Origin of the sequence: Polyangium fumosum (assembly GCF_005144585.1) — a bacterium.
Lineage (GTDB): Bacteria > Myxococcota_A > Polyangia > Polyangiales > Polyangiaceae > Polyangium > Polyangium fumosum.
In genome coordinates this window covers 110,253-130,394 of sequence record NZ_SSMQ01000007.1, presented here as the reverse complement: position 1 = coordinate 130,394, position 20,142 = coordinate 110,253, and the positions used below count along the sequence as shown (strand labels likewise).

Annotated in this window: 8 protein-coding genes; 2 read left to right on the top strand and 6 right to left on the bottom strand. The window is 70.8% G+C overall.

The genetic code is table 11. The features are described 5' to 3' along the window. Positions 1–1,041 carry a M28 family metallopeptidase gene (locus E8A74_RS09140; protein ID WP_136928567.1) on the bottom strand — a complete coding sequence of 347 codons (1,041 nt, stop codon included), beginning with the start codon at positions 1,039–1,041 and terminating at the stop codon, positions 1–3. 142 nt (positions 1,042–1,183) lie between these two features. Here E8A74_RS09140 and E8A74_RS09135 point away from each other — a divergent pair, with 142 nt between their 5' ends. Together E8A74_RS09135 and E8A74_RS09130 are read left to right on the top strand one after the other, a co-directional pair. Beyond that, positions 1,184–3,406: a hypothetical protein gene (locus E8A74_RS09135; RefSeq protein WP_136928566.1), complete on the top strand. Its 2,223-nt coding sequence runs from the start codon at positions 1,184–1,186 to the stop codon at positions 3,404–3,406. Then, on the top strand, positions 3,403–4,014 hold the full coding sequence (locus E8A74_RS09130; protein WP_136928565.1) for a hypothetical protein: 612 nt from the start codon (positions 3,403–3,405) through the stop codon (positions 4,012–4,014). Before E8A74_RS09135 ends, E8A74_RS09130 begins: the two co-directional genes overlap by 4 nt. A 1-nt stretch (position 4,015) precedes the next feature. Here E8A74_RS09130 and E8A74_RS09125 read toward each other — a convergent pair whose 3' ends face one another. From E8A74_RS09125 to E8A74_RS09105, 5 genes are read right to left on the bottom strand one after another with little or no spacing between them, the layout of a single operon-like run. After that, a complete protein-coding gene (locus E8A74_RS09125; protein WP_136928564.1) occupies positions 4,016–8,377 on the bottom strand; it encodes a capsule biosynthesis protein CapB in 4,362 nt (1,453 codons plus the stop codon). Further along, positions 8,374–13,272, bottom strand: a complete 4,899-nt coding sequence (locus E8A74_RS09120; protein ID WP_136928563.1) for a hypothetical protein — start codon at positions 13,270–13,272, stop codon at positions 8,374–8,376. Before E8A74_RS09120 ends, E8A74_RS09125 begins: the two co-directional genes overlap by 4 nt. Then, complete coding sequence (locus E8A74_RS09115) at positions 13,269–14,417, bottom strand: hypothetical protein (RefSeq protein WP_136928562.1); 1,149 nt, start codon at positions 14,415–14,417, stop codon at positions 13,269–13,271. The genes E8A74_RS09120 and E8A74_RS09115 overlap by 4 nt, the downstream gene beginning before the upstream one ends. Further along, positions 14,414–16,927 carry a hypothetical protein gene (locus E8A74_RS09110; protein WP_136928561.1) on the bottom strand — a complete coding sequence of 838 codons (2,514 nt, stop codon included), beginning with the start codon at positions 16,925–16,927 and terminating at the stop codon, positions 14,414–14,416. Before E8A74_RS09110 ends, E8A74_RS09115 begins: the two co-directional genes overlap by 4 nt. Beyond that, positions 16,924–20,133: a poly-gamma-glutamate biosynthesis protein PgsC/CapC gene (locus E8A74_RS09105; RefSeq protein ID WP_136928560.1), complete on the bottom strand. Its 3,210-nt coding sequence runs from the start codon at positions 20,131–20,133 to the stop codon at positions 16,924–16,926. The genes E8A74_RS09110 and E8A74_RS09105 overlap by 4 nt, the downstream gene beginning before the upstream one ends. Between the last annotated feature and the right edge of the window lie 9 nt (positions 20,134–20,142).

Here is a 20,142-nt window from a genome sequence, read left to right as displayed (position 1 = left end):
TCAGGCGAGCTTCGATTCGAGCATGCCCACGAGCATCGACGCGTGGTTCGGGAGCGGATCCGGCAAGGCGCCGCTCGTATCGCACTCGGCGAGCAGCGCCTCGGCGGTATCGCGGCCGGTCCGCGCCTCCACGGAGACGGGCTCGAGCGCGCGCGTGATCGCGACGAGGGAGCGGAGCGTGGCGGCGTCGTCGCGTCCGCTCCGCAGGAATGGAAGGGGCTTCGCGGGCCGCGCGCAGGTCTCGCGGACGAATCGTTCGAGCCAGCGGGCCGTCGCGAGCATCTTGGGCCAGTCGAGCTTTTCGGGGGTGTCGGTCGGCATGTGGTAATGGCGCGACCGGCCAGCGGTGAGGAACAAGAAGGGGACGCTGCGCTGCCAAAAGGCGAGGTAATCGGAGAGGGGCGGGATGATCTCGGCGTCGGCGCGGCGGATGCGGACGCCGGGCTCGATCGACGCGATGGCGTCGACGTGCGCCGCGGTGCCCTCGCTGCGCTCGGTGCCGAGGGCGAAGAGGGATTGGCCGACCTCGTCGGGGACGCCCGCGGGGCCGAAGGTGTGGCCGACGAGGTCCATGGCGATCATCATGTCGATGCGGTCGAGCGGGACGGTGGGGTGTTTCGCGAAAAACATCGAGCCCATCGTATTCTGCGTGAAATGCGGGGCCTCTTCGCCGTCGAACGCGGCGAGGAGGACGCCGCGGCCGGCGGGGCGTTTCGCGGCGAGGGCGCGGCCGACTTCGAGGAGGATGCCGACGGCCGCGGCGTTGTCGTCGGCGCCCCAGTAGACCTGCCCCGCGAGTTCGCCGAGGTGGTCGAAATGGGCGCCGACGAGCACGTATCGCTCGACGTCGCCGGGGAGGACCGCGATGACGTTTGCGTCGCGCAAGCCCGGGACGGGCGGCTCGTACGGGTCGAGGCCGGCCGTTCGCATCGCGGATACGACGGCCGCGCGCGCGGCGTCTCCGCCTTTCGTGCCTGGTTTGCGGCCGGCGCATGCCGGAGAACAGAGCTCTGCGACGAGCTTTCGCATCTCCGTCGTCATGGAGGAACCTTATCATGATCATGGCGCGTGAACCGGGTAAGATGCGTGCTCTCGCGGGACCCTGGACGAGGGGCCGCGGCCCGAGCGTTCCTCGGCGCCGCGGGGAAGGCAGGGGCCACGCGGTCCGGGAGAGACGAGGACGATGCGTTTTTCATGGGGCTATCCGATCGCAGTCGCAGCGGCATTCGTTGCATGCAAGGGGGGCGGCGAGAAGCCCGGGGGGCCCACGCCGGGCCCGGCGGAGACGACGAGCGCGGCGGCCCCGAGCGCGGCCGCGGCGGCGGCGCCAAAAGAAAAGCCGAAGGCCGTGGCGCCGGAGGGCAGCACGATCGCGCGTTCGCCCTCGGAGGACGCGTTGTACGTGGCCGACGAGGATCGGGGCGTGGTGCACGTGATCACGATGCCGGTGGACGTGGAGAAGCCGGCGCGGACCGTGAAGGTGCCCGGGCAGCCGGCCCAGGTGCTCGCGCTCGCGGATCGGGTGCTCGTGACGATTCGGAGCGAAGGGGCGATTGCGCCGGGCACCGATAGGAAGCCGGAGGAGCGTGAGGCGAGCGCGGCGCCTGCGCCCACGGCCTCGGCGAGCGCGGCGCCGGCGGTGACGAAAGCAAAGGGGCCCGAGAAATACGAGAAGCCGAAGACGGTGCCGTCGGCGACGGGGCCGGGGCTTTTGCTCGTGATGCGGCCGGACGCCGAAAAGGGGCTCGTGGTCGAGTCGCGGGTCGAATTGCCCGAGGACGCGTGGGGCGTGGCCGTGACGCCCGATGAATCGACGGCGCTCGTGACGAGCGCATGGACGCACAAGGTGTCGGGCGTGGAGATCGCAACGGGGAAGGTGCGGTTTTCCGTGGACGTGGGGCGCGAGCCACGCGCGGTGGTGGTGCATCCGAGCGGGAAAGCAGCGTACGTGACGCACCTCGTGGGCACGGATCTCACGCGGATCGACGGGATCGACGGGGAGGCGGCGTCGGCGCGGCGGATCAAGCTGCCGGCGTCGCCCTTGCGAACGGAGGTGGGGGCGAAATCGAATGCGTCGCTCGCGTATTCGGCGGTGCTGTCGCCGGAGGGGAAGAAGCTTTACGTGCCGCGGCACGCGCTCGGCGGATTGGGGCCGCAGGTCTGGATGGGGGTGTCGGCGGTCGACGTGCTTCTGACGAAGGACGACACGCCGCTCGCGCCGACGCGCCTCGCCGGGCCGAAGATGACGACGCCGCAAGCGACGGGGTTGGCCACGGATCCGGAGACGGGCGGCGCGGGGCCACGTTCCACGCCAAACCCGTTCGTGCAGCCGCGCGCCGTGGTGTACCGGAAGAGCACGGATACGCTGCTCGTGGCCTCGGAGGGGACGGACGATCTCCTGGAGTTTTACGCGGGGCCGATCGATCCGGCGCTGTTCGTGGCGGCGAGGCACGAGCTGCGGAAGGATCCGGATCCGAAATACAAGGTGGCGACCGGGTGCGGCGCGCCGAGCGGGATCGCGCTCGCCGCGAACGAGCGATCGGCGTACGTGTTTTGCCGGGCGACGCATTCGATGGAGGTCGTGTTCTTCGACGCGAGGAGGAATCAGTTGATGCGGCTCGGCGAGGAGCCGCTGCCCGCGGAGGCGGCGCTCGGCCGGCAGCTCTATTACAATGGATCGGACGAGGTGATGAGCGGCGGAATGGGCTGTGCGGGCTGCCATCCGGAGGGGCGCGACGATGGGCACGTCTGGCACGAGGCCGCGGCCGTCGGGCAACATCCGAACTTCTTTGCGGGCGCGGCGAACATCCCCGGCTGGGGGGCGGAGAAGGGGACGAACGGGGGTTTTGCGCGCCAAACACCGATGCTCGCGGGGCGGGTGGTGTACGAGGGGCCGTATGGCTGGCACGCGGAGAGCCCGCACCTCACGCACCGGTTGACGAATGGGTTTTTGCTGCACCGGTGGGGCGATCTGCCGTACGGGCACGATCGAAAGGAGCTGACCGAGCGGGCGATGGCGCTGCGGGCGTTCTTGCGGCTCGGGCTCGTGCCGCCGCCGCGCAAGGCGCGGGAGCTCTCGGAGGAGGAGAAGAAGGGGCAGGAGGTGTTCCTGCGCGTCGAGACGAAATGCGCGGGCTGCCACGTGCCTGAGATGGATTATAGTGATCGCGCGCCGTACCCCATCTATTCGATGCTGCCGCCGCCGGTGGGCTTTGATCCGGATACGGAGCTCGGGTTCAAGACGCCGTCGCTGCGGTTCGTCGGGGGGACGGCGCCTTATGCACACGACGGGCGTTTCTCGACGCTGGAAGAGCTGATCGAGCAGAACGACGATCGCATGGGGAACACGAACCAGCTCACCAAGCCGGAGCGCGCGTCGCTCGTGGCGTTCCTGAGGACGTTATGAAGACGAAGAAGGGCACGACCGGGTTCGTGGCGCTCGCATTCGCAGGAGGCGCGCTCTTCGCGGGCTGGGCGAGCGCAGAGGATGCGCCCGTGGCGCAAGAAGCGCCGTTCGGGAGCGTCGCGGCCCTGGAGGACGCGGGCGCAGACGACGCGGACGACGGCGGGGACGCGGAGGTAGGGCCGGCCGCGCCGCCGAAGCAGACGCTCGCGATTTCAGCGGATAAGTCGCCGCGGCCGAAGGACAGCGACTGGGACGTGCTGGGCGTGGAGAGGTCCTTTTCGCCGGGGTCGTCGGCGAATGGCTGCCGGCTCCAGAATATCCGGGAATGGGTGCGGATCCGGTGCGGCGGGTCGACGGCGCAGATCGCGATGCTGGGCGGTCATCACGAGGAGGTGTCGATCAAGCTCGATCCCGTGGGATCGGACGAGTTCGTCCCTTTCCCCGAGGGCGGCGAGATCGTGTTTCCGGTGCGGACCGGCGATCGTCGGGTGTTCGAATGGCTCGGCGTGGAGTTCGGCTACAAGGGGATGACGTCGGCGTCGACGTTTCTCATCATCTCGGAGTCGTGGATGCCCTGGGACGAGGGGCCGACGATTTACGCGCGCTGAATCAGCCCGCCGGCGCGGGATCCCCGGTCGGCGGTGACTCGCCTTTCTTGTCGTCCTTCTTTTGCTCTTCCTCGCTCTTGCCCTTGAGCCAGGGGAATCGCTCTTCCTGCTTGGCCCACCATTTCTTGAGGTCCTTGTAGAGCCAGCCGCCCTTCGAGCGGCCCGTGACGTCGCGGAGCAGAATGGCGGCCTGGCCGTGGCCGACGCGCGCGGCGAAGAGGTCGTTCATGACCGTCTGCGCGGTGTTCGTGCGGCGGACCGAGTCGAGGTGGTCGAAGAGCTGCTCGACCTTGTTGAGGACACGTTGGCCGAGGCCCGCCTTGCCCGTCGCCTGGAGCTTCGTGACCTTGTCCCGTTCGAGGTTGCTCAGGCGTTCGAGGGCGGCGTTGATCAGATTGGCGTGCTGTTGCCAGTCGGGGTCGTCGGAGGTCTTCGCGCGTCGGGTCGCGTCGAGGGCCTCGCGGCAATCGATCAGGCTGAAGTCGTTGTACGACATGAAGAACGTGAGGACCTCGGCGCGCGCGCTCGGCGTGGTCTCCATTTTTTCGATGTTCAGGCGCACGCGGTCCATCGAGAGCCATCGATACACGAAGTCGAGGCCCGTGCCCTTGATGTTTTGCGTGCCCATGATGCGCACGTCCATCCCGGGCGGGATCTGCTTGACCATGAAATCGATGACCTGGTCGCCCGTGGATCCGGAGTTCCAGAGGACATAGACGCGTTCGAGGAAGAGCTCGCGGTAGGCGGCGCGGAAGATCCCGTCGGCCTCGGCCCACGCTTTCTGGTCGAGCGCGCCCGAGACACGTTTCTTCGCGTCGTCGCGAATCTTCGTGCGTTTGGCGTAGCGAATCGTGTGGGCGACGATGTCGGGGCGGATGTCGTCCTTGCCCTCGGCAGGGGTTTTCCCGGACAAGGCTTTTTCGATCGCGGCGCCGAGCTCCTCGGGGGTCGCGGAGAAGAGCGGGCGGGCGTCCTCGACGATCTTGCGCGCGTCCTCGTCCTCCATCGGCAAGGCCTTGAGCATGATGAGGAGCGTCTCTTCGAGGGCTTCGAGGCTCGACCGGGTGCCCGTGCGGCGGAGGTATTCGTCGAATTTGACGAGCGCCTTTTCCTTGTCGGCGTCGGCGGTGATGCGGGTGCCGCCGAGCCAACTGTCGAGGGCCTCGGTGATGAACTGCATCATGCCGCCGAGGTTCGTGTTGATGAGGACGATGTGGTCGCAGCCGGCGTCGTCGACGAAGATCTGCGCGAAGACGCGGGAACGGGCGACGCGGTCGGCGCGGTTGTTGACGACGGCGCAGGTGGCCCGGTCGGGTGTCTCGTCGGGGTTGTGTTTGTCGTAGGCGAGTCGCGTCCAGTTCGAGAGGAAGCCGGCGCGCTCGTTCGCGCTCATTCCATTGGAGAACGTGAGCTTGCGGCCACGGTATTCGACCGTGGGATAGGTCTTCAAGACGCCGAGGTCGAGGATGACGTGGTCGGCGATCTCGACGAGCGCTTTTTCACGGTCGATCTGGAAGTAATCAGCGAGTTCGAGGACGAGGGCGACGTTGCGCGGGTGCTCCTGGTAAGGGAGGCGCTGGAGGAGGTCGACGGGAATGAGGTCGGCCTCGATGGGCTGGACGTGGACGAGGTTCGTCCGTTTGCGGCGCGCATTGTCGAGGAAGAGCGGGAACATCTGCTCTTCCGAGGTGAAGGTGACGCCGTCCTGGGGCATGAAGCAGGAGATGACGCGCGCGACGTCTTCGCCGCCGGGGCCCTGGATGTCCTCGTGGTCGGGGTAGGCGTTCGTCAGCGTCGTGATCGGGTCCTGCATCCATTCGTTGCAGAGGGTCTCGACGAAGCGCGGCTGGAGCGCCATGCACTCCCACAGAAAGACCTGGCAATGAAGGTTTTTTCCGGTGAAGAGGACGTTGCGCTGCTCCCAGATCGTGGCCTTGTCGTAGGGGCGATAGATGAAGATCTCGCCGGCCGGGAGGTCCCGCATCGCGTGAATGAACATGGCCTCGCAGCCGGTGGTCTTCACGACGACGTCGTACCGCATGGCGTGGAAGAGCGCGGCCTTCAATCGCTCGGAGCCGGATTTGCCGCGCGTGCCCCAGCCGCCGATCGAGAGCGGAATCGCGGCGCGCGCCTTCTCGATGCCGCGCATGATGACCGCCGTACGAAGCATGAGATACGAGAAGAGGCCCCACACGACGACCGCGAGGTGCGCCGGGGTGTTGCCCGAGGGCGATAACAAGAACGAGAGGACGTGCTCGGCGATCGGCGGGAGCGCGAAGGGGAGCGGGGAGTAAAAATTGCGCGGGAGGTGCGGGACGAGGTTGAAGCGGGCGTTTTCGATCTCGCCCTCGGTGTCGATGACGTCGAGGGAAAACCCGAGCTCCTGGGCCTGCTGCCAGAAGAGCTTTTTCTCGCGCGGCTCGCTGGCGCCGAGCGAGCGCTGGCGGACGAGCGCGAGCTGGGGGTATTCGAGCGAGAGCTTCCACCGCGCTCGCATGCGCTCCTTCAGCGTGTTCGGGCCGCGGAGGAGGACGGTGCCGACGGGCGTGATCATGCGGAGGGGTTTGCCCGAGATGGAGCAGACCGAGAGCAATTCGTCGACGCGCGGCAAAAACGGGCCCCAGCCGGCGACGGGCGGGCAGAGCTGGCGCTCGCCGGGGACGCGGGTGGGCGTGACCTCGGCCATGCCGTACGGGGGGACGACGATTTCACCCTGCCAGACGCGGCCCTGGGTATGGGCGTAGCCTTTGCGTTTGTCCGGCATGGGCGTTTTGAGCTCGTTCCAAAAACGCCAGAATCGCCAGTGTCGGGGCTCGCCGCGCCAGAGGATGTATTTGCCGGGGCCGAGTTTTTGGAGGGAGACGGTCATGTCGCCGCGCGCGGCGACGGCGAGGGCTCGTTCGAGGTCACGCGTGGGCGTGTTCGGCGGGACGACGAAGCGCGAGGAGCGGCCTTCTTTGATCTTTTCGAGTTTTTCCTTGAAGCGCTTCGTCAGGGCCACGAGCTCGGGCTCGGCCGCGACTTCGAGCCAGCGGAGCGTGGCCGCGGCGCCCTCCGTGAGCTCGGCGCCGCCCTTTTCGTTGTTGGCGAGCGTGGCGAGGGACTCGACGAAATGCCCCGGGCGGAGGATGGGCGTGGTGCCGGCCGCGACGAGCTTGACGGATTCGAGCGCGACGCGCACCGGGAGCGAATCTTCGGGTTTCGTGAAGGCCCGCTGGATGACGCCGAGGAGCGCCTCGGCCGCGGCTGGGTCGCCATCCTCGATCGGGGGCTCGTTGCCGGCGCGAGGGCCTTCGCAGGCGAAGCCGCCGGCGCGCTTCGTGAGGACACGAATGCCGAGGCCGCGGACGCGGGGCGATTTGTCCTCGGTGATGATCTTGACGAGCTGTTCGAGGCCGCCTTCGTGGCGGGTCTGTCCGAGGAAGCGCGCGAGCTCCTGGCGGACGTGCTCGCTCGGGTCGTCCTTGGCGATGAGGCCGGTTTCGAGGCGGGAGCGGTCGTCGGCGAGGGTGCCGAGGATGCGCAAGGAGTTGCGGCGAATGATGGTGCCGTCCTTGCCGGAGCGAATGCGGAGGCGCTCGGAGATGACGCCACGAATGCCGTCGGGGAAAACGAGGGAGGCGATTTCGAGGGCCGCGACCTGCGCCCAGCGCATGGCGTCGACGCCGCGGGCCCACGCGAGGACCTGGCGGGCCCGCTCGACGCCGAAGCGGCCAAGGCGCTGCGAGGGGCTGACGCGCGCGAGGAGGGCGGCGAGGACACGCAAGGCCGCGACACGGACGGGCTGCGGGCGTCCGGTCGAGGCGTGGGACATGGCGAATTCGAGGACGCCGCCGCCGGAGAGGAGGCGGAAGGCATCCCCGTCGGTGAGGGATTTGGCCTTCGTGATCGTCGCTTCGTAGGCGACCTCGACGGTGTCGACCTGGTCGGCGATGCGGGCGGCGAAGCGCTCCTGGACGGCCTCCATGTCGAGCCAGCGCTTGGTGGCCTGGACGTCGCGGCGAGCGTCGAGGCGGGTCTTGGCCGAGCCACGGAGGTGGTCGATGAGGATTTTGCGTTTGTCCTCGTCCGTGGCGGCGCCCTGGTAGGCGACCATGAGCGAGGCGCCCTCGCCGTTGAGGCGGTCGAGCTCGCCGACGGCGACGTCGGCCGCGCGGACGAGGGAGGCGATGAGGATGCCCGGGGGGTGCGGGCCGGGGCCGAGTTCGGCGGCGATGTTCTCGGCGATGCGCTCGACGATCGGCGCACGGAGCTTCGCCATGAGGGGCGAGATGCTCTCGAAGAGGTCGACCGCGATGCCGGCCCGCCCGTCGGCATGGCGGGATTTATGTTTCTTGAGCGCGGGAGCGAGAGGGTATCTCAAGGCGGCGTACCCCAGGTCGGGTCGGAGGCGGTGCGGCGTCTGTCGATACGGCCGCTGCCCTCTTCGAGCCGAGCGCGGAACGGTGCCTCCCGCGGCGGCAAGTCACGAAGGCCCCTGCCGCCCGCGAGGTCGTAAGCGACGAAGATACCGCCGGAGAGTCGGAAGGGCGAGGTTTCGCGGGGGACGTCGAGCAAGACGCGGCCTTCGGCCCCGGCGCTGAGGCGATGGCCGCGCATGAGCCACGCCCAGAACGTGAGCTGAGCGTTGACGCCGCTGCGGAGGAAGGACTCGGGGCGGTCGTAGCCGGCCGGCCGGTAACTCGTGAAGGCGCCGAGGGTGAGCCAGGGCGTGAAGCCGCGGCCCGGGAGGAGGTGGAGCTGGGCTTCGAGGTCGGCGCGATCGATGCCGGCGAAGTCCGGGGTGGTGCGGGTGGAGAGGCCGACGCTCGCAAGGGCGTCGATGGCCGGGCGGAAGAGGGCGCGGAGGCCGACGACGCCGTACGCAGGGTGGGTGCTGGAGTAGCGGGTCCAGACTTCGCGGTCGGCGTCTTCCTGGCCGGCGAGGTTGGGGTCGGTGAGGACGAGGGCGGCGCCGCCCCAAGGGACGAGGGAGACGGAGTCGGCGAGGGGGATCGACCAGAGGACGCCGGCAAGGGCGCGGGCGCCGAGGCCGAAGGTGGCCGTGGGCTGAGCGACGACGCGGCCGCGGACGAAGAGGCCAGGGATGAAGCCGTTCGGGGCGAGGTCGAAGGAGCCAGCGACGCCGAAGCTCGGGGCGCCGAAGCGGGCGCGGGCGAAGACGGAGCCTTGGGTCCAGGCGTGGATGGTTTCGATCTCGCGGCGAAGGGCGACGCCGACTTCGAGGAGGCGCGCGCCGGTGAGGTTGTCCTCGTCGCCGACGTCGAGGTCGACGAGGCGGGCGTAGACAGAGGTGAGGAGGCTGCCGGGATCGGCGTCGGAGACGATGTCGGGCGCGACGCGGAGGGGCGGCTCAGGGGCGCCGGTGGGCGGGGGGCGGAGGCCAGCGACGGGCGGGGCGCGGCGGGGCTTGGGCAAGCCGATGGGGACGGCGAGCTGGACGCGGACGAGGGCGCGGCCGCCGGGCGAGGTGACGTGGAGGGTGTGGGGGCCGTCGGGGAGGACGGGGATCCGCTTTTCGAGCTGCTGGCCGAGGGGGACGAGGGTGTTCCGATCGCCGCCGACGAGGTGCGCGGCCGGATCGGCGGTGGGATCGAGGAGGAGCTCGCCGCGGGAGGTGGTGCCAGGGAGGGGGATCTGCGGGTCGAGGGACCAGTGGAGGGTGCGAGGTTCGCCGGCAGGGCCGCGGGCTTCGAGGCGGACGACGGTGGGCGCGGCGAAGGCGAGCTCGAGCGGGCGCTCGGGGTCGATCTCGAACCACTCGGAGACGACGCGGGCCTGGAAGGAGAAGCCACCGGCGCCGGAGAGGCGGGCCGAGCCGACAGTGGTGCGGCCACGCGGGGCGCGGATCTCGACGCGGTGCGGGCCGCGCGGGATCGAGAGGGTGCAGGCGGTGCGGGGAGACGTCGGGGCATCCCCGCAGGGCGTGGGTTTGCCGTCGATCTCGACGCTGAGCTGGCAGAGCGGGTCGTCTTCGAGGGCGAGGCACTGGGTCTCGACGCCGAGGGTGGTGGGCTTGCTCTGGCGGACGCGGAGCTCGACGTGCTGGCCTTCGGCGAGGAGGAGGGCGTCGTCGGGGACGTCGAGCAGGGCGCGGCGGACCTGGACGCCGAGGGACGGGGTGCGGCCTCCACGGACGTCGACGAGGCCGGTGCCGGCGGCGTTGTCGGCGCGGGCGACGGCGAGCCAACCGACGGCGGGCACGAGCCGCGCGAAGGCGTGCGAGGCAGGGTCGCCGTTCTCGACGGCGTGCTGGGCGAGGATGAAGCTGCGCAGGGCGCGGGCGCGGTCCTGCTCGTCGGCGGCGCGGTCGGTGGAGAGGGCAGCGGCGCGGGCGAGGGCCGGTCCGGAGCGGTGTACGAGGCCGATGCGCTCGAAGACCTCGCTGGCGATCCAGCCGGCGCCGGTGCGCTCGGTGAGGACGGCGTACATGAGGCCGTCGGCGTCGGTGGAGGCGCGGGCGTTGCCGTCGGTGAGGGCGGTGAGGGCGGCGGCGGTGTCGTCGGCGGCCTGGGCGCGGCGGGCGCGGGTGAGCGGATCGAGGTCCTTCGGCAGGGGAAGGGGCGGGATGCGCGGGAGGAAGCCGAGGGGGACGACGGCCGGGCTGCCGGCGGGGAGCTGGAGCGCCTGGGGCGGGGCCTGGGTGTCGGGCTCCTCGGCGGTTTCGAGGGGGATGTCGTCCTTGCGATCGAGGGCGGCGAGGGTGCCGTAGCCGAGGGACTCGAGGGCCTCGGCGCGTCGCTTCCGGAGCGCGTCCTGCGCGGCCGGCGGAGCTTTTTCGAGCTCGCGGGAGGCGTCGCGGACGCGGGCGAGGAGGAGGGCGATGGCCTCGGGGGCGGTCTCGCGACCAGCGGCGGGGATACGCGGCTCGGGGGCGCGCTGCCGGTGGAGGCGCGCGGAGACACGGAGGAGGGTCTCTTCCTGGGTCTCGACCCGGATGTCGCTGACGTCGGCCGGGACGGGGACCTCGATCGCGCCGGTCGCGCCGTGGTCGATCCAGGCCTCGTACACGCGGTCGCCGACGCGGACGTGGAGGCGGCGCGGCTTGCGGGTGCCGCTCTCGGCGACATGCGCGACGACACGCGCGACGGTGGCGCGGCCCGGGTCGGGGACACGGAACGTGGCGTCGCCGTTCAGCCGGATCCAGCGGGTGAGCTCGCGGAGGGTGTCGCAGGGGGCGACGCCGTCGCGCGGGATGCGGGCGAAGACGGGGACGGCGCCAGCGGGGCGCTCGAAGGCGTGGCGGCCGGGCGTGACGGCGATGCCGGTGCCGAGGCCAGCGCCGGTGTGCACGGCGGCGGCGATGTTGTCGATGAGGAGCGAGGTCTCCGGGGCCGGGTCGGTTTGTCCGGAAATGACGAGGAGGCGGGTGTGGGTCGCGGCCGCGGGCGGCGCGAGGACGTCGATTTCGGCGCGGCCTTCGCGGAGGACGGTCCAGCGCAGGCCGCGCGGGCCGACGAGGGCGCAGCGGGTGCTGCCGACGTTGTCGAAGGGGACGGAGATGTCGTTCCAGACGACGGCGCCGGAGGGCGGATCGAGGGTGTCCCAAGGCGCCTCGCGGACCCAGGTCTGGCGCGCGCGGTTGGCGGCGCCGGGCAGGTCGCCGTGGAGCCAGGCGTACCGCTCGGCGAGGGGCGCAGCGGCGGGGCGGCGGCCGTCCTCGGGCGGCGAGAGGATGGCGCGGAGGGCGTCGAGGGCGGCGCGATCGTCCTCGTGGGGGGCCTCGGGCAGAGGGCGCTCCCAGGGGCGCGGCGGGGGGAGCGTGTGTGCGTGGGCCGCGGCGAGCCGTTCGAGGACGGCACGCAGGGCAGGGCCGGCGGCGCCCGCGGGGAGGGCGCGGGCGAGGTCGAAGGCGCGCTCGGCGGCCTCGCGGGCTTGCTCGGGGCTCGTGGCCCAGCGGACGGCTTCGGCGAGGAGGAAGGCGCGGAGGGCCGGAGGGACGTCACTCGCCTGGACGCGCTTCAGGACCGCGTCGACGTCATGCGCGGCGCCCGTGCGTTCGGCGGCGGCGGCGAGGCGGAGGACGGCCGCGGCCGCGGGCTCCTTCGCGCCTTCGCCGAGGGCGTCGAGGCGGGCTTCGCGATCGCGGGCGCGCGGGGCGATGTCGAGGACGTCGGTGCGCTTGCGGAACGCGGTGGCGGCGACGGCGATCTCGCCTTCGAGGGCCTCGATCGAGACGCGACGTGTATCGACGGGCAAGGGGATGCGGATGCTCTGCGTCGCGGTCCATCGCTGGGCGTCGGCGGTGCGGGTCGCGACGTCCCACACGAGCTCGCGCACGACGAGGTCGCCGGCGCGGACGAGGGCGCGCGCCGCGCCGATGCCGCGGGCCTGGATGGAGAGGCGCACGACGTCGGAGGCGGGCGCGTCGACGACGATGCTGTTCGCCTTGGCGGCGAGCGCGCCGCGGGAGGCGAGGACGAGGCGCCACGGGGAGGCGTCGGGCTCGGCGGTGAGGTGATCGGCGGCCTCGCGGGCATCCCGGCCGCCTTCGAGGACGACGGGGCGGCGGACGAAATACGGCTCGACGAGGGGGCGAACGAGGAGGGAGCTTTCGAGCCAGCGGACGGTGAGCCAGTTGCGGGTGGCGTCGGGCGGCGCGGCGTCGAGCGCGCTCTTCGCGGCGAAGATCCAGCGGAGGATCGAGGCGGCCTCGGGGATGGTGGTTTCGGGCCGGGGAGCCGCCGGATCACGCAGCCAGCGCGTGACGTCCTCGTCGAGCCTGTGCCAGGCGAGCGAGGAGCGGAGGAGGCTGCCCATCGAGGCGGTGATCGTGGCGGGTTTGTCGGACCGAACCACGAGGAAACGAGCGCCGGTCCACATGGGGACGTCGACGACGCGGGATTCGCTGGGTTTGGCGGATGTCGGGGCGGTGGTCGGTGGGGGGTTCGGGGGCGCAGCTCCGCTTGTCGGAACGGAGCCCCCGAGCGTGGACAGCGGGAGCCACGTGACCGCGTCGGGCACGTCGCGCACGCCTGTGCCGAGGCCAACGGCGGTGACGGGTCCGTCGAGGCGGACGCGATCCCCGGGCTCGATGGGCAGGAGCAGGACCAAGCCCTTCGCGAGGGAGATCGGCACGCTCGGATCGACCTCGACGGCGCTGCCCTGCGTGGGGGTGTCGAGCGAGAAGGGCGCGACACGGGCGCGGGTCGGCGCGACCCAGCCGGGCGGATCGAGGCTCGCATCGGCGCGCGCTCCCGCGGGAGCGAGGCCGAGGACGAGCCCGAGGGCCGCGGCGAGGGCAGACCGAACGTTCATGGGCTCGGGGGCTTCGGGGGAGCGAAGATCGGATCGAGCGCGGCGGCGAAGCGCGCGCGCTTCTGCTTGTCGGAGCCGAGCGCGTCGCGAACGGTGCGCGCGATCTCGACGTGAAAGAACGGCGCGCCGAGCTCGCGGCAGGTGCGCGCCTGCTGGTTGATGGTGCCGCCGAGGATCGAGACGTCGGTCGGGTAGACTTTGACGCGGGTGTCGGCGACGGCGGGCCCGAGGCGCGCGGCGAGGGCCGCGGCGTCGGCGTTGGATTTCGCGGCGCTCACGATGATGCCCGTGCCTTCGGACTTGTCGTCGCGGAAGCCGTGGATCTGGACGGTGACCGCGCCGTGCATGAGCGCGACGAGCTCGCGATGGGCCGCATGAAAGAACGAGTGCTCCGTGTGGGCGACGTCCGAAGCGACGACCGGCGCCGCCGCGTTCGGATCATCCGCCTCGTCGCGATCGACCCCGGCCGGCTCCTCCACGGCTGCGCCCTTGTCATCGTCCTTGTCGTCGTCCTTCTCGTCGACCTCGTCCGCGTCGGTGTCCTTGTCCTTGGTTGCGGCCTTCTCGTCCTTCGTCCCGCCGTCCTTCGTGGCGTCCGCGGGTTTGTCGATGTAGCGGTGCACCGTGTTGATCAGGAGCACCCGCGCCGCCTGCGCCTCGAACACGGAGAGCGCGATCGGCAGCGTGCCTGCGTCGTAGAACGAGTGCGGCGCTTCCACGAGGATCGGCCTCGCGCGCCCGGTGCGCATCACGACCACGCCCGCGCCGCGCTTCTTTTTTCGCGCCTCTTCGAGCAGCCACACATCGCCGAGCACCCGCAACGAGAACCCCTCGGGCGCCTTCTTCGGCGGCTCTTTGCGTTCGGTCGCGGCGACGAGCGCGTCGCGCACCCAGGCGGCGTACGCGCGCTCCTCCTCGTTTGTCGGCGCCTTGTACGTCACGGTGCGGCGACCGCCCTTCCGCAGCTTGGCGATCCGCTCTTCGAGCGCCTTCGTCGCTCCTTCGTCCACCTCGGGCATCATGGCGCCGGCCTCCGAGGGGGGACAAGCGGCCGGCGCGGGGGCTGGACTCTTCGGGCAGGACGGCGCCCCGCAGCCGAAGAGCAACGTCGTCGCGAAAAGCCCTGCCCATCGCGCTTTTTTCACAGATCGTCCTCCGACCAAAGCCTCGGCTCGAGGTCTCCCGGCAGCGGCGCCTGGCCGACGAGCACCGCACCTATCCACACGCGATCGACGCTCTCGATCTTGATCGTCCGGAGGCCGGGCTCGAGGTCGTCGCCGATCGGGATCTTCACCTTGGCGAGCCCATCCAGGTTCTTGCGCGCATCCTTCGCCGTGCGCCGCGCCTCCCAGAGCAAGCCCATCCCCGCGTCGCCCGTGCGCCCCGAGAGCTCGCCGCTGCCCGTCGTGATCGACCGGAAAAACGCGCCCTTCTGCCGCACGGGTTTGCCCCCGTCGATGCTGTAGCGGATCTTGAACGGACGCGTCGACGCCTCGCTGATCACGAAGAGCACGAGCGTGAGCGACTCGCCCGCTCGTTGCCGGAACGTGAACGAGAGCGGCTCGCGCGCGGGCAACTCGAAGACGTCGCGCCGGCGCATGATCGCCCCGCCCTCCCACGGCGCCGCGTCCGCGTACGCGAGCCCGTCGCCGAGCCCCTTCACCTGGATGTCGTGGATGCCGGCCTTGAGGCTCGCCCGGAGCACGCCCGAGAGCGACGCGATCGGCTGCTCGACCATGTTTTGTCCGTCGATCCAGAGCTCGGCCATCTTCCCGAGCCGTGACGGGTGCGCCCGGTAGAGCACCTTCAGCCGCCCGCCGCGCTCGCCCGCGTAGCCGATCCCGAGCTTGAGCGGGTTGTCCAGATCGAGCGGCGTCCAGCCATCGTTTGGCAAGAGCTCCTTCGCGGCGATCTCGTACGGCGCGAGGAAGCGGCGTCGGACGGGCGCTTGATCCGGGACGAGCGTGCGCTCGGGCTTCTGGCCGGCCTCGCTCGGCGAAGGCTTTCCCCGGAGCTCGATGCGCACCTGCTCGTAGAGGTCGGCAATGCGGCCCTGGCGCTCGAGCTCGTTCTGGTTTTCGGCGCGGATGGGCGTCCAGGTGCGCACGTCGAACGGCGCGTAGCGCCAGATCTCGTCCTCCGCGAGCTGGACGCGGTACGGCACGCGCAGGATGTCCTCGGGCACGCCGGGATCGAGCACGCGCAGGTGCACGCGCATGTGCGCGTCGCCGAGGATCTCGATCTTCGTGGCGCCCTTCGGGATGCGCAGGATCGCGCGGCGCGGATCGGTCGCGTCGGCCTCGGTCTTGTCGTTCCCTGCGGCGATCGCGCCCTCCGCGGCTTGATCCCGCGGCCGGCCCCAGCGCTCGAACCGCGAGCGCGGCAAGATCTGGCGGAGCTCGGCGCGCTCGTTCGGGCCGGGGCCCCAGCGCGCGACGACCGTGCCGGCCATCGAGTCGGGCGCGCCCGCTTCGGGCAGCTCCGCGCGGAGCAGGAGGCCGAGGTACGGCTGCTCCGGCGCCACGCGCGCGAGGACCGGCCGCTCCGGATCGAGCTTCACGTACTTCACGACGCGCACGTCGGGCCGGATCTCCAGCCGATCGCCCTCGAACGGCAGCGCGATGAGATCCCCGATCTGCGCGCGCTCGTACGGTTTCGGAAGGACGAACCGCACGAGGAAATCGTCGCCCTTGCCCTCGACCACGAACGTGCGCGGATTGAGGCGCGACGACGACACGTGGAAGACGCCGTCCTCGGGCACCGTGAGCATCCGCGCGCCGCCGCCGCCGCCCTCGCTGATCGTCACGGGTCGCCCCGGCGGCGCGAGCACGTCGAGCTCGACGGGACCCATCACGTTGATCGCCGCCGCGTGCCGCTCGCCCACGGTGTACCCCGGCACCGTGCCCGCGGCCGCCGGGAAGGGCGTGCGGTAGTTGCGGAGCAAGAGCCGCCGGAGCGAGTAGTCCTTGCCTTCGAGCCCCGCCGCGTCGAGGCGCCGATCCCAGCCGGAGAGCGCGCGGGATCGCGCCGTCTCCGGGAGGTCCTCGAAGCCGAGCGAGGTCATGTCTGACACGACGCGTGATCGGTCCTCGTCGTCGAGGCTCATCTCGTAGAACGTGCGCTCGTACGATCCGCGCCGGTACCGACCTTCCACGCGCGAGAGCACGTCCTTCACCGAGATCGGCAGCCCCCGCATCCGCATCACGCCGCCGTGCGGCAAGAGCTCCGCGGTGGTGATCGTGGTCGTCCGTGGATCGAGCACCCACTCGTCGCCCTGCGCGACCCGCGCGGCGTACTCGCCCGCCGTGGCGCCGTCCTTGTCGTCGCAGGAGAGCCGGCTCTCCAGCTCGAACCGGTGCGTCTGGACGTCCTTGCCGTGCTCGTCGACGAACGTCGTTTCGAAGCCGTACGAAAATCTCGCCTTTGGATCACAAACGGTCACGCGGGGCACGAGGGCCCAGGTCGAGACCACGACCGCGTCGATCGACGCGGGCACCTTCACGGCGACGGGTTTTTCCGGGTCGACGCGGTAGGCGAGGATCTCGTCCATCGCCGGCAGTGCGAGGTGGGACGCGGGCGGCGGCGAGGTGAGGGGCCAGAGCAGGGCCGCCCAGCCGAAGAAGAGGAACGCGACGATGAACCATCGGATGATCACGGGCTCTCCGTCACCCGGATGCTGGTCAGGCCCGTCGCGACCGCGCGCCTCACACGGACGATCGAGGTGAGCGGCTTCGGCGCCCGCGGCACCCGCGACGTGCCGAGCGGGACCAGCACGACCTGCCCCGGCTCCGCGACGATCGCCCAGATCCGCCGAGACACCGCATCCCGGACCACCTCGACGTGGCACGCCCGATCGTCCTTGATCGCCGCGCGCAGATCGAACGGATTGTTCTGATCGAGGTAAAGCTCGAAGCTCTCGAGCCGCGCATCCACGTTGCACCGGCTCGCCGCCTCCGCCGTGAAGCTCGGGCAACGCGCCTTCGGGGCCTCCGCCGGGGCCGTGTCGTCTGCGCCCTTCTTCTTCGCCTCCGTCTTCTTCGCCGTGCTCTTCGGCGTCGGCGCCTGCACCTTGCACGCGATGAGCTCGAACGCGCGCGACGCCACGTCCTCCGAGCCGAGATCCACGCCGAGCCGCCCGAGCCGCGGCGTGAGGATGCCGTCGCCCTCGACCGCGGACATCGCCGATCGCAGCTCGCCCGACATGTACACGAGCGCGAAGCGACCATCGGCGAACTTGCGCGCGTAGCTCATCGAGAGGTCCGCGGATCCGTTGTACGGCGCGTGCTCGCGCGCCCCGTCGAACATCCCCACGCGCAGGCCGAGGTCGCCGAACACCTCCACCATCGGCCGCGCCCACGCGGGCACCTGCTCGCGCCGGATCACTTCACGCCCGAACGAAACCACGAGATCGCCCGTGTAGTCCCGCTCCGGCGCGATGCCCTGCATGCTGATGCCGCTCTTGCCCTCGCCGAGCCAGACCTCGTGCACGCGCTGGAAGAACGATCGGCGCGACACCCGGCGCCGCGGGTCTGCGAGCCCGCGCGGATCGGCGCCCGGCAGCGCGCCCGCGATCAAGAGCCCGCGCGCCCCGAGCGCGTCGTACAGCGACAAACCCGCGCCGAACGTCCCGATCTCCCAGCGCGGCGCCGGCACCTCGACGAGGATCTCCCCCGGCGCGATCACCTCTTCCTGCTTCTCGACCTTCACGAACAGGCTCGCGTTCCCGCGCCGCCCGCCCGCCTCGTCCTCGACGAGCCCCCACGCCTCGATCTCACCGTCGGGCCGATGCACCCGCACGATCGCGTAGCCGAGCCGCGCCGCCACCGCGCGCTCCCACGCCGTCCACCGAGGCTCCATGTCCGCGTGCGTCATCCGGCGCGCGAGCGTCGCGTCGAAGAGGCGCAGCTCCTCGATCGTCGGCCCGCGATACCCCGCCGTCCCCACCGACGTCAGCGCGACGATCCGGCCCACGAGCTCCTGCCGCAGCCCGCCCGACCACACCTCGACCTCGCGCGCGCCGAGCAGCGATCCCCCGACCTCCTCCGCGAGCGAGAGCGGCACGCGCAGCGTCGGCGCGTTCGACCACGGCCGCTGCGACGCGCCCTGGATCGGCGCCCTCCACGACAACGTCACGTCCGCGCCGAGCATGCGCCCGAGCGCCATTACGTCGAAGCCCTCGGGCACCGAGCCGACCGCGCTCACGCCCGGCGCCGCGTCCCCGCCCGCCTCGACTACGAGCATCTGATCCAGCCCGAGCCGCTTTCCGAGCTCCGCCGCAAACGCCTCGTCGAGCGCCCGTTGCCCCTCGTGCCGCGACAGCAGCACGATCGCGCGCGCCCCGAGCGCCTCCGCCGCCGCGTGCGCGAGCGCGGGCAGCGCGGAGCCCGGCCCCTCGGGCGAGGCGAGCACGAGAAACCCTCCTCGACGCGCGACGAGCCCCGGCGTCGACTTCGGCCGCACCGCGAAGCGCGGCGCCGGCGTCACGTCGTCCGGGTCGAGCTCCGCCGCGTGCGGCCGCGCCACCACCCAGCCGCCCTTCTCCTCGCGCATCACCAAGAGGCCCGCGGTCTTCGCGGCCGTCAGCGTCCGCGGCGAGACTTCCTCTCCGCCGCGTGTGACCGTGAAACCGTCGACCTCGGTCGCGACCTCGAGCGCGACCTCCACCGCCGCGATCCCCGCCGATCGCTCCGCCGCGGGCCTCGGCCTCGGCCCCGTGTCGCCCAGCGTGAGCTCGTACGGCACGCTCGCGTCGCCCGAGATCATCGCGATCTCCGAGATCGCGGCGCGCGGCACGAGCAGCCCCTCGGCCTTCATGAGCCCGTAGCCGATCCCGTTGCCCACGAGGAACGCGGTGATCGACACCTGCAGCGTCGGCATGACGACGATGCCGATGTGGTCCTTGTTCCACATCTTCACCGCCAGGAGACTCGGCAAGAGATAGCCGAATCCGAAGTAGTCGATCATCGGGACACCCGGCCAGAAGTAGGCCAGGACGAACCCGAGGATGACCTTCACGAAGAAGCCCGTGATGTAGCACATGAGCATGCGCCGCGGGCCGACGATGAGCATGCGCGAGAAGGGCGGGACGCTCATCAAGAACTTCGATGCGCCGTACACGAGCAGCGCTTCGACCGTCGTCGTGACGAGCTTCAGCGGCTCGTAGCACGCGACCGCGAGCAGCCCCGGCACGAGGATGCCGTTGTAGTCCCAGCCGTACCGGACGTTGTTCCGCGCGCCGAGCAGCGCGCCGATGACGAGGATGATCTGCGCCTTCGGCGACTCGAGGAACTTGATCGAGAGGCTCTCGTTGATGACCTGGAAGCGCGAGACCGAGAGGTTCGTCGTGCGCAGGAGCAAGACGAGCAAGATCCAGGTCAGTACCGTGACGAACCCGACGCGCGGGAACGCCTTGATGATGCCTGCGTTCCAGAACGTGTTCGACACGAGCGGCACGAGCACGAGCCCCACGCTGTAGAGCTCGCGCGAGTGTGCGAAGCCGTATTGCGCTTCGATGCGCGGCACGATCACGCCCTCGAAGAGCAGCCGCACGAGCACCGCGCCGACGATGAACAGGTAGAAGCGCTCGCGTCCGAACGCCGCCGACCACGCACCGAGGTGCGTGACCCATCGCCCCACGCCCGCGACGAGCCAGTACGTCACGACCGACTCGATCACGATGAAGATCGCGGTCGCGGGCGCGGCGATGAAGATCGTCGCGAGGTAGCCGGGGACGACGAGGCCCGCGTAGGTCCAGCCGAAGAGCTCGGTCAACACCGTCCCGATCACGAGGCCGATGAGCACGGCGACGTGCAGGCTTCGATCGAGACCGTTGGGCGGGAGGACGGCGAGAGAGGCCAGCATGGACTCGCG

What these genes read in the sequence shown, in the direction of transcription:
- E8A74_RS09140 (WP_136928567.1), bottom strand. Translation starts at nt 1,041, where the DNA reads ATGACGACGGAGATGCGAAAGCTCGTCGCAGAGCTCTGTTCTCCGGCA.
- E8A74_RS09135 (WP_136928566.1), top strand. Translation starts at nt 1,184, where the DNA reads ATGCGTTTTTCATGGGGCTATCCGATCGCAGTCGCAGCGGCATTCGTT.
- E8A74_RS09130 (WP_136928565.1), top strand. Translation starts at nt 3,403, where the DNA reads ATGAAGACGAAGAAGGGCACGACCGGGTTCGTGGCGCTCGCATTCGCA.
- E8A74_RS09120 (WP_136928563.1), bottom strand. Translation starts at nt 13,272, where the DNA reads ATGAACGTTCGGTCTGCCCTCGCCGCGGCCCTCGGGCTCGTCCTCGGC.
- E8A74_RS09105 (WP_136928560.1), bottom strand. Translation starts at nt 20,133, where the DNA reads ATGCTGGCCTCTCTCGCCGTCCTCCCGCCCAACGGTCTCGATCGAAGC.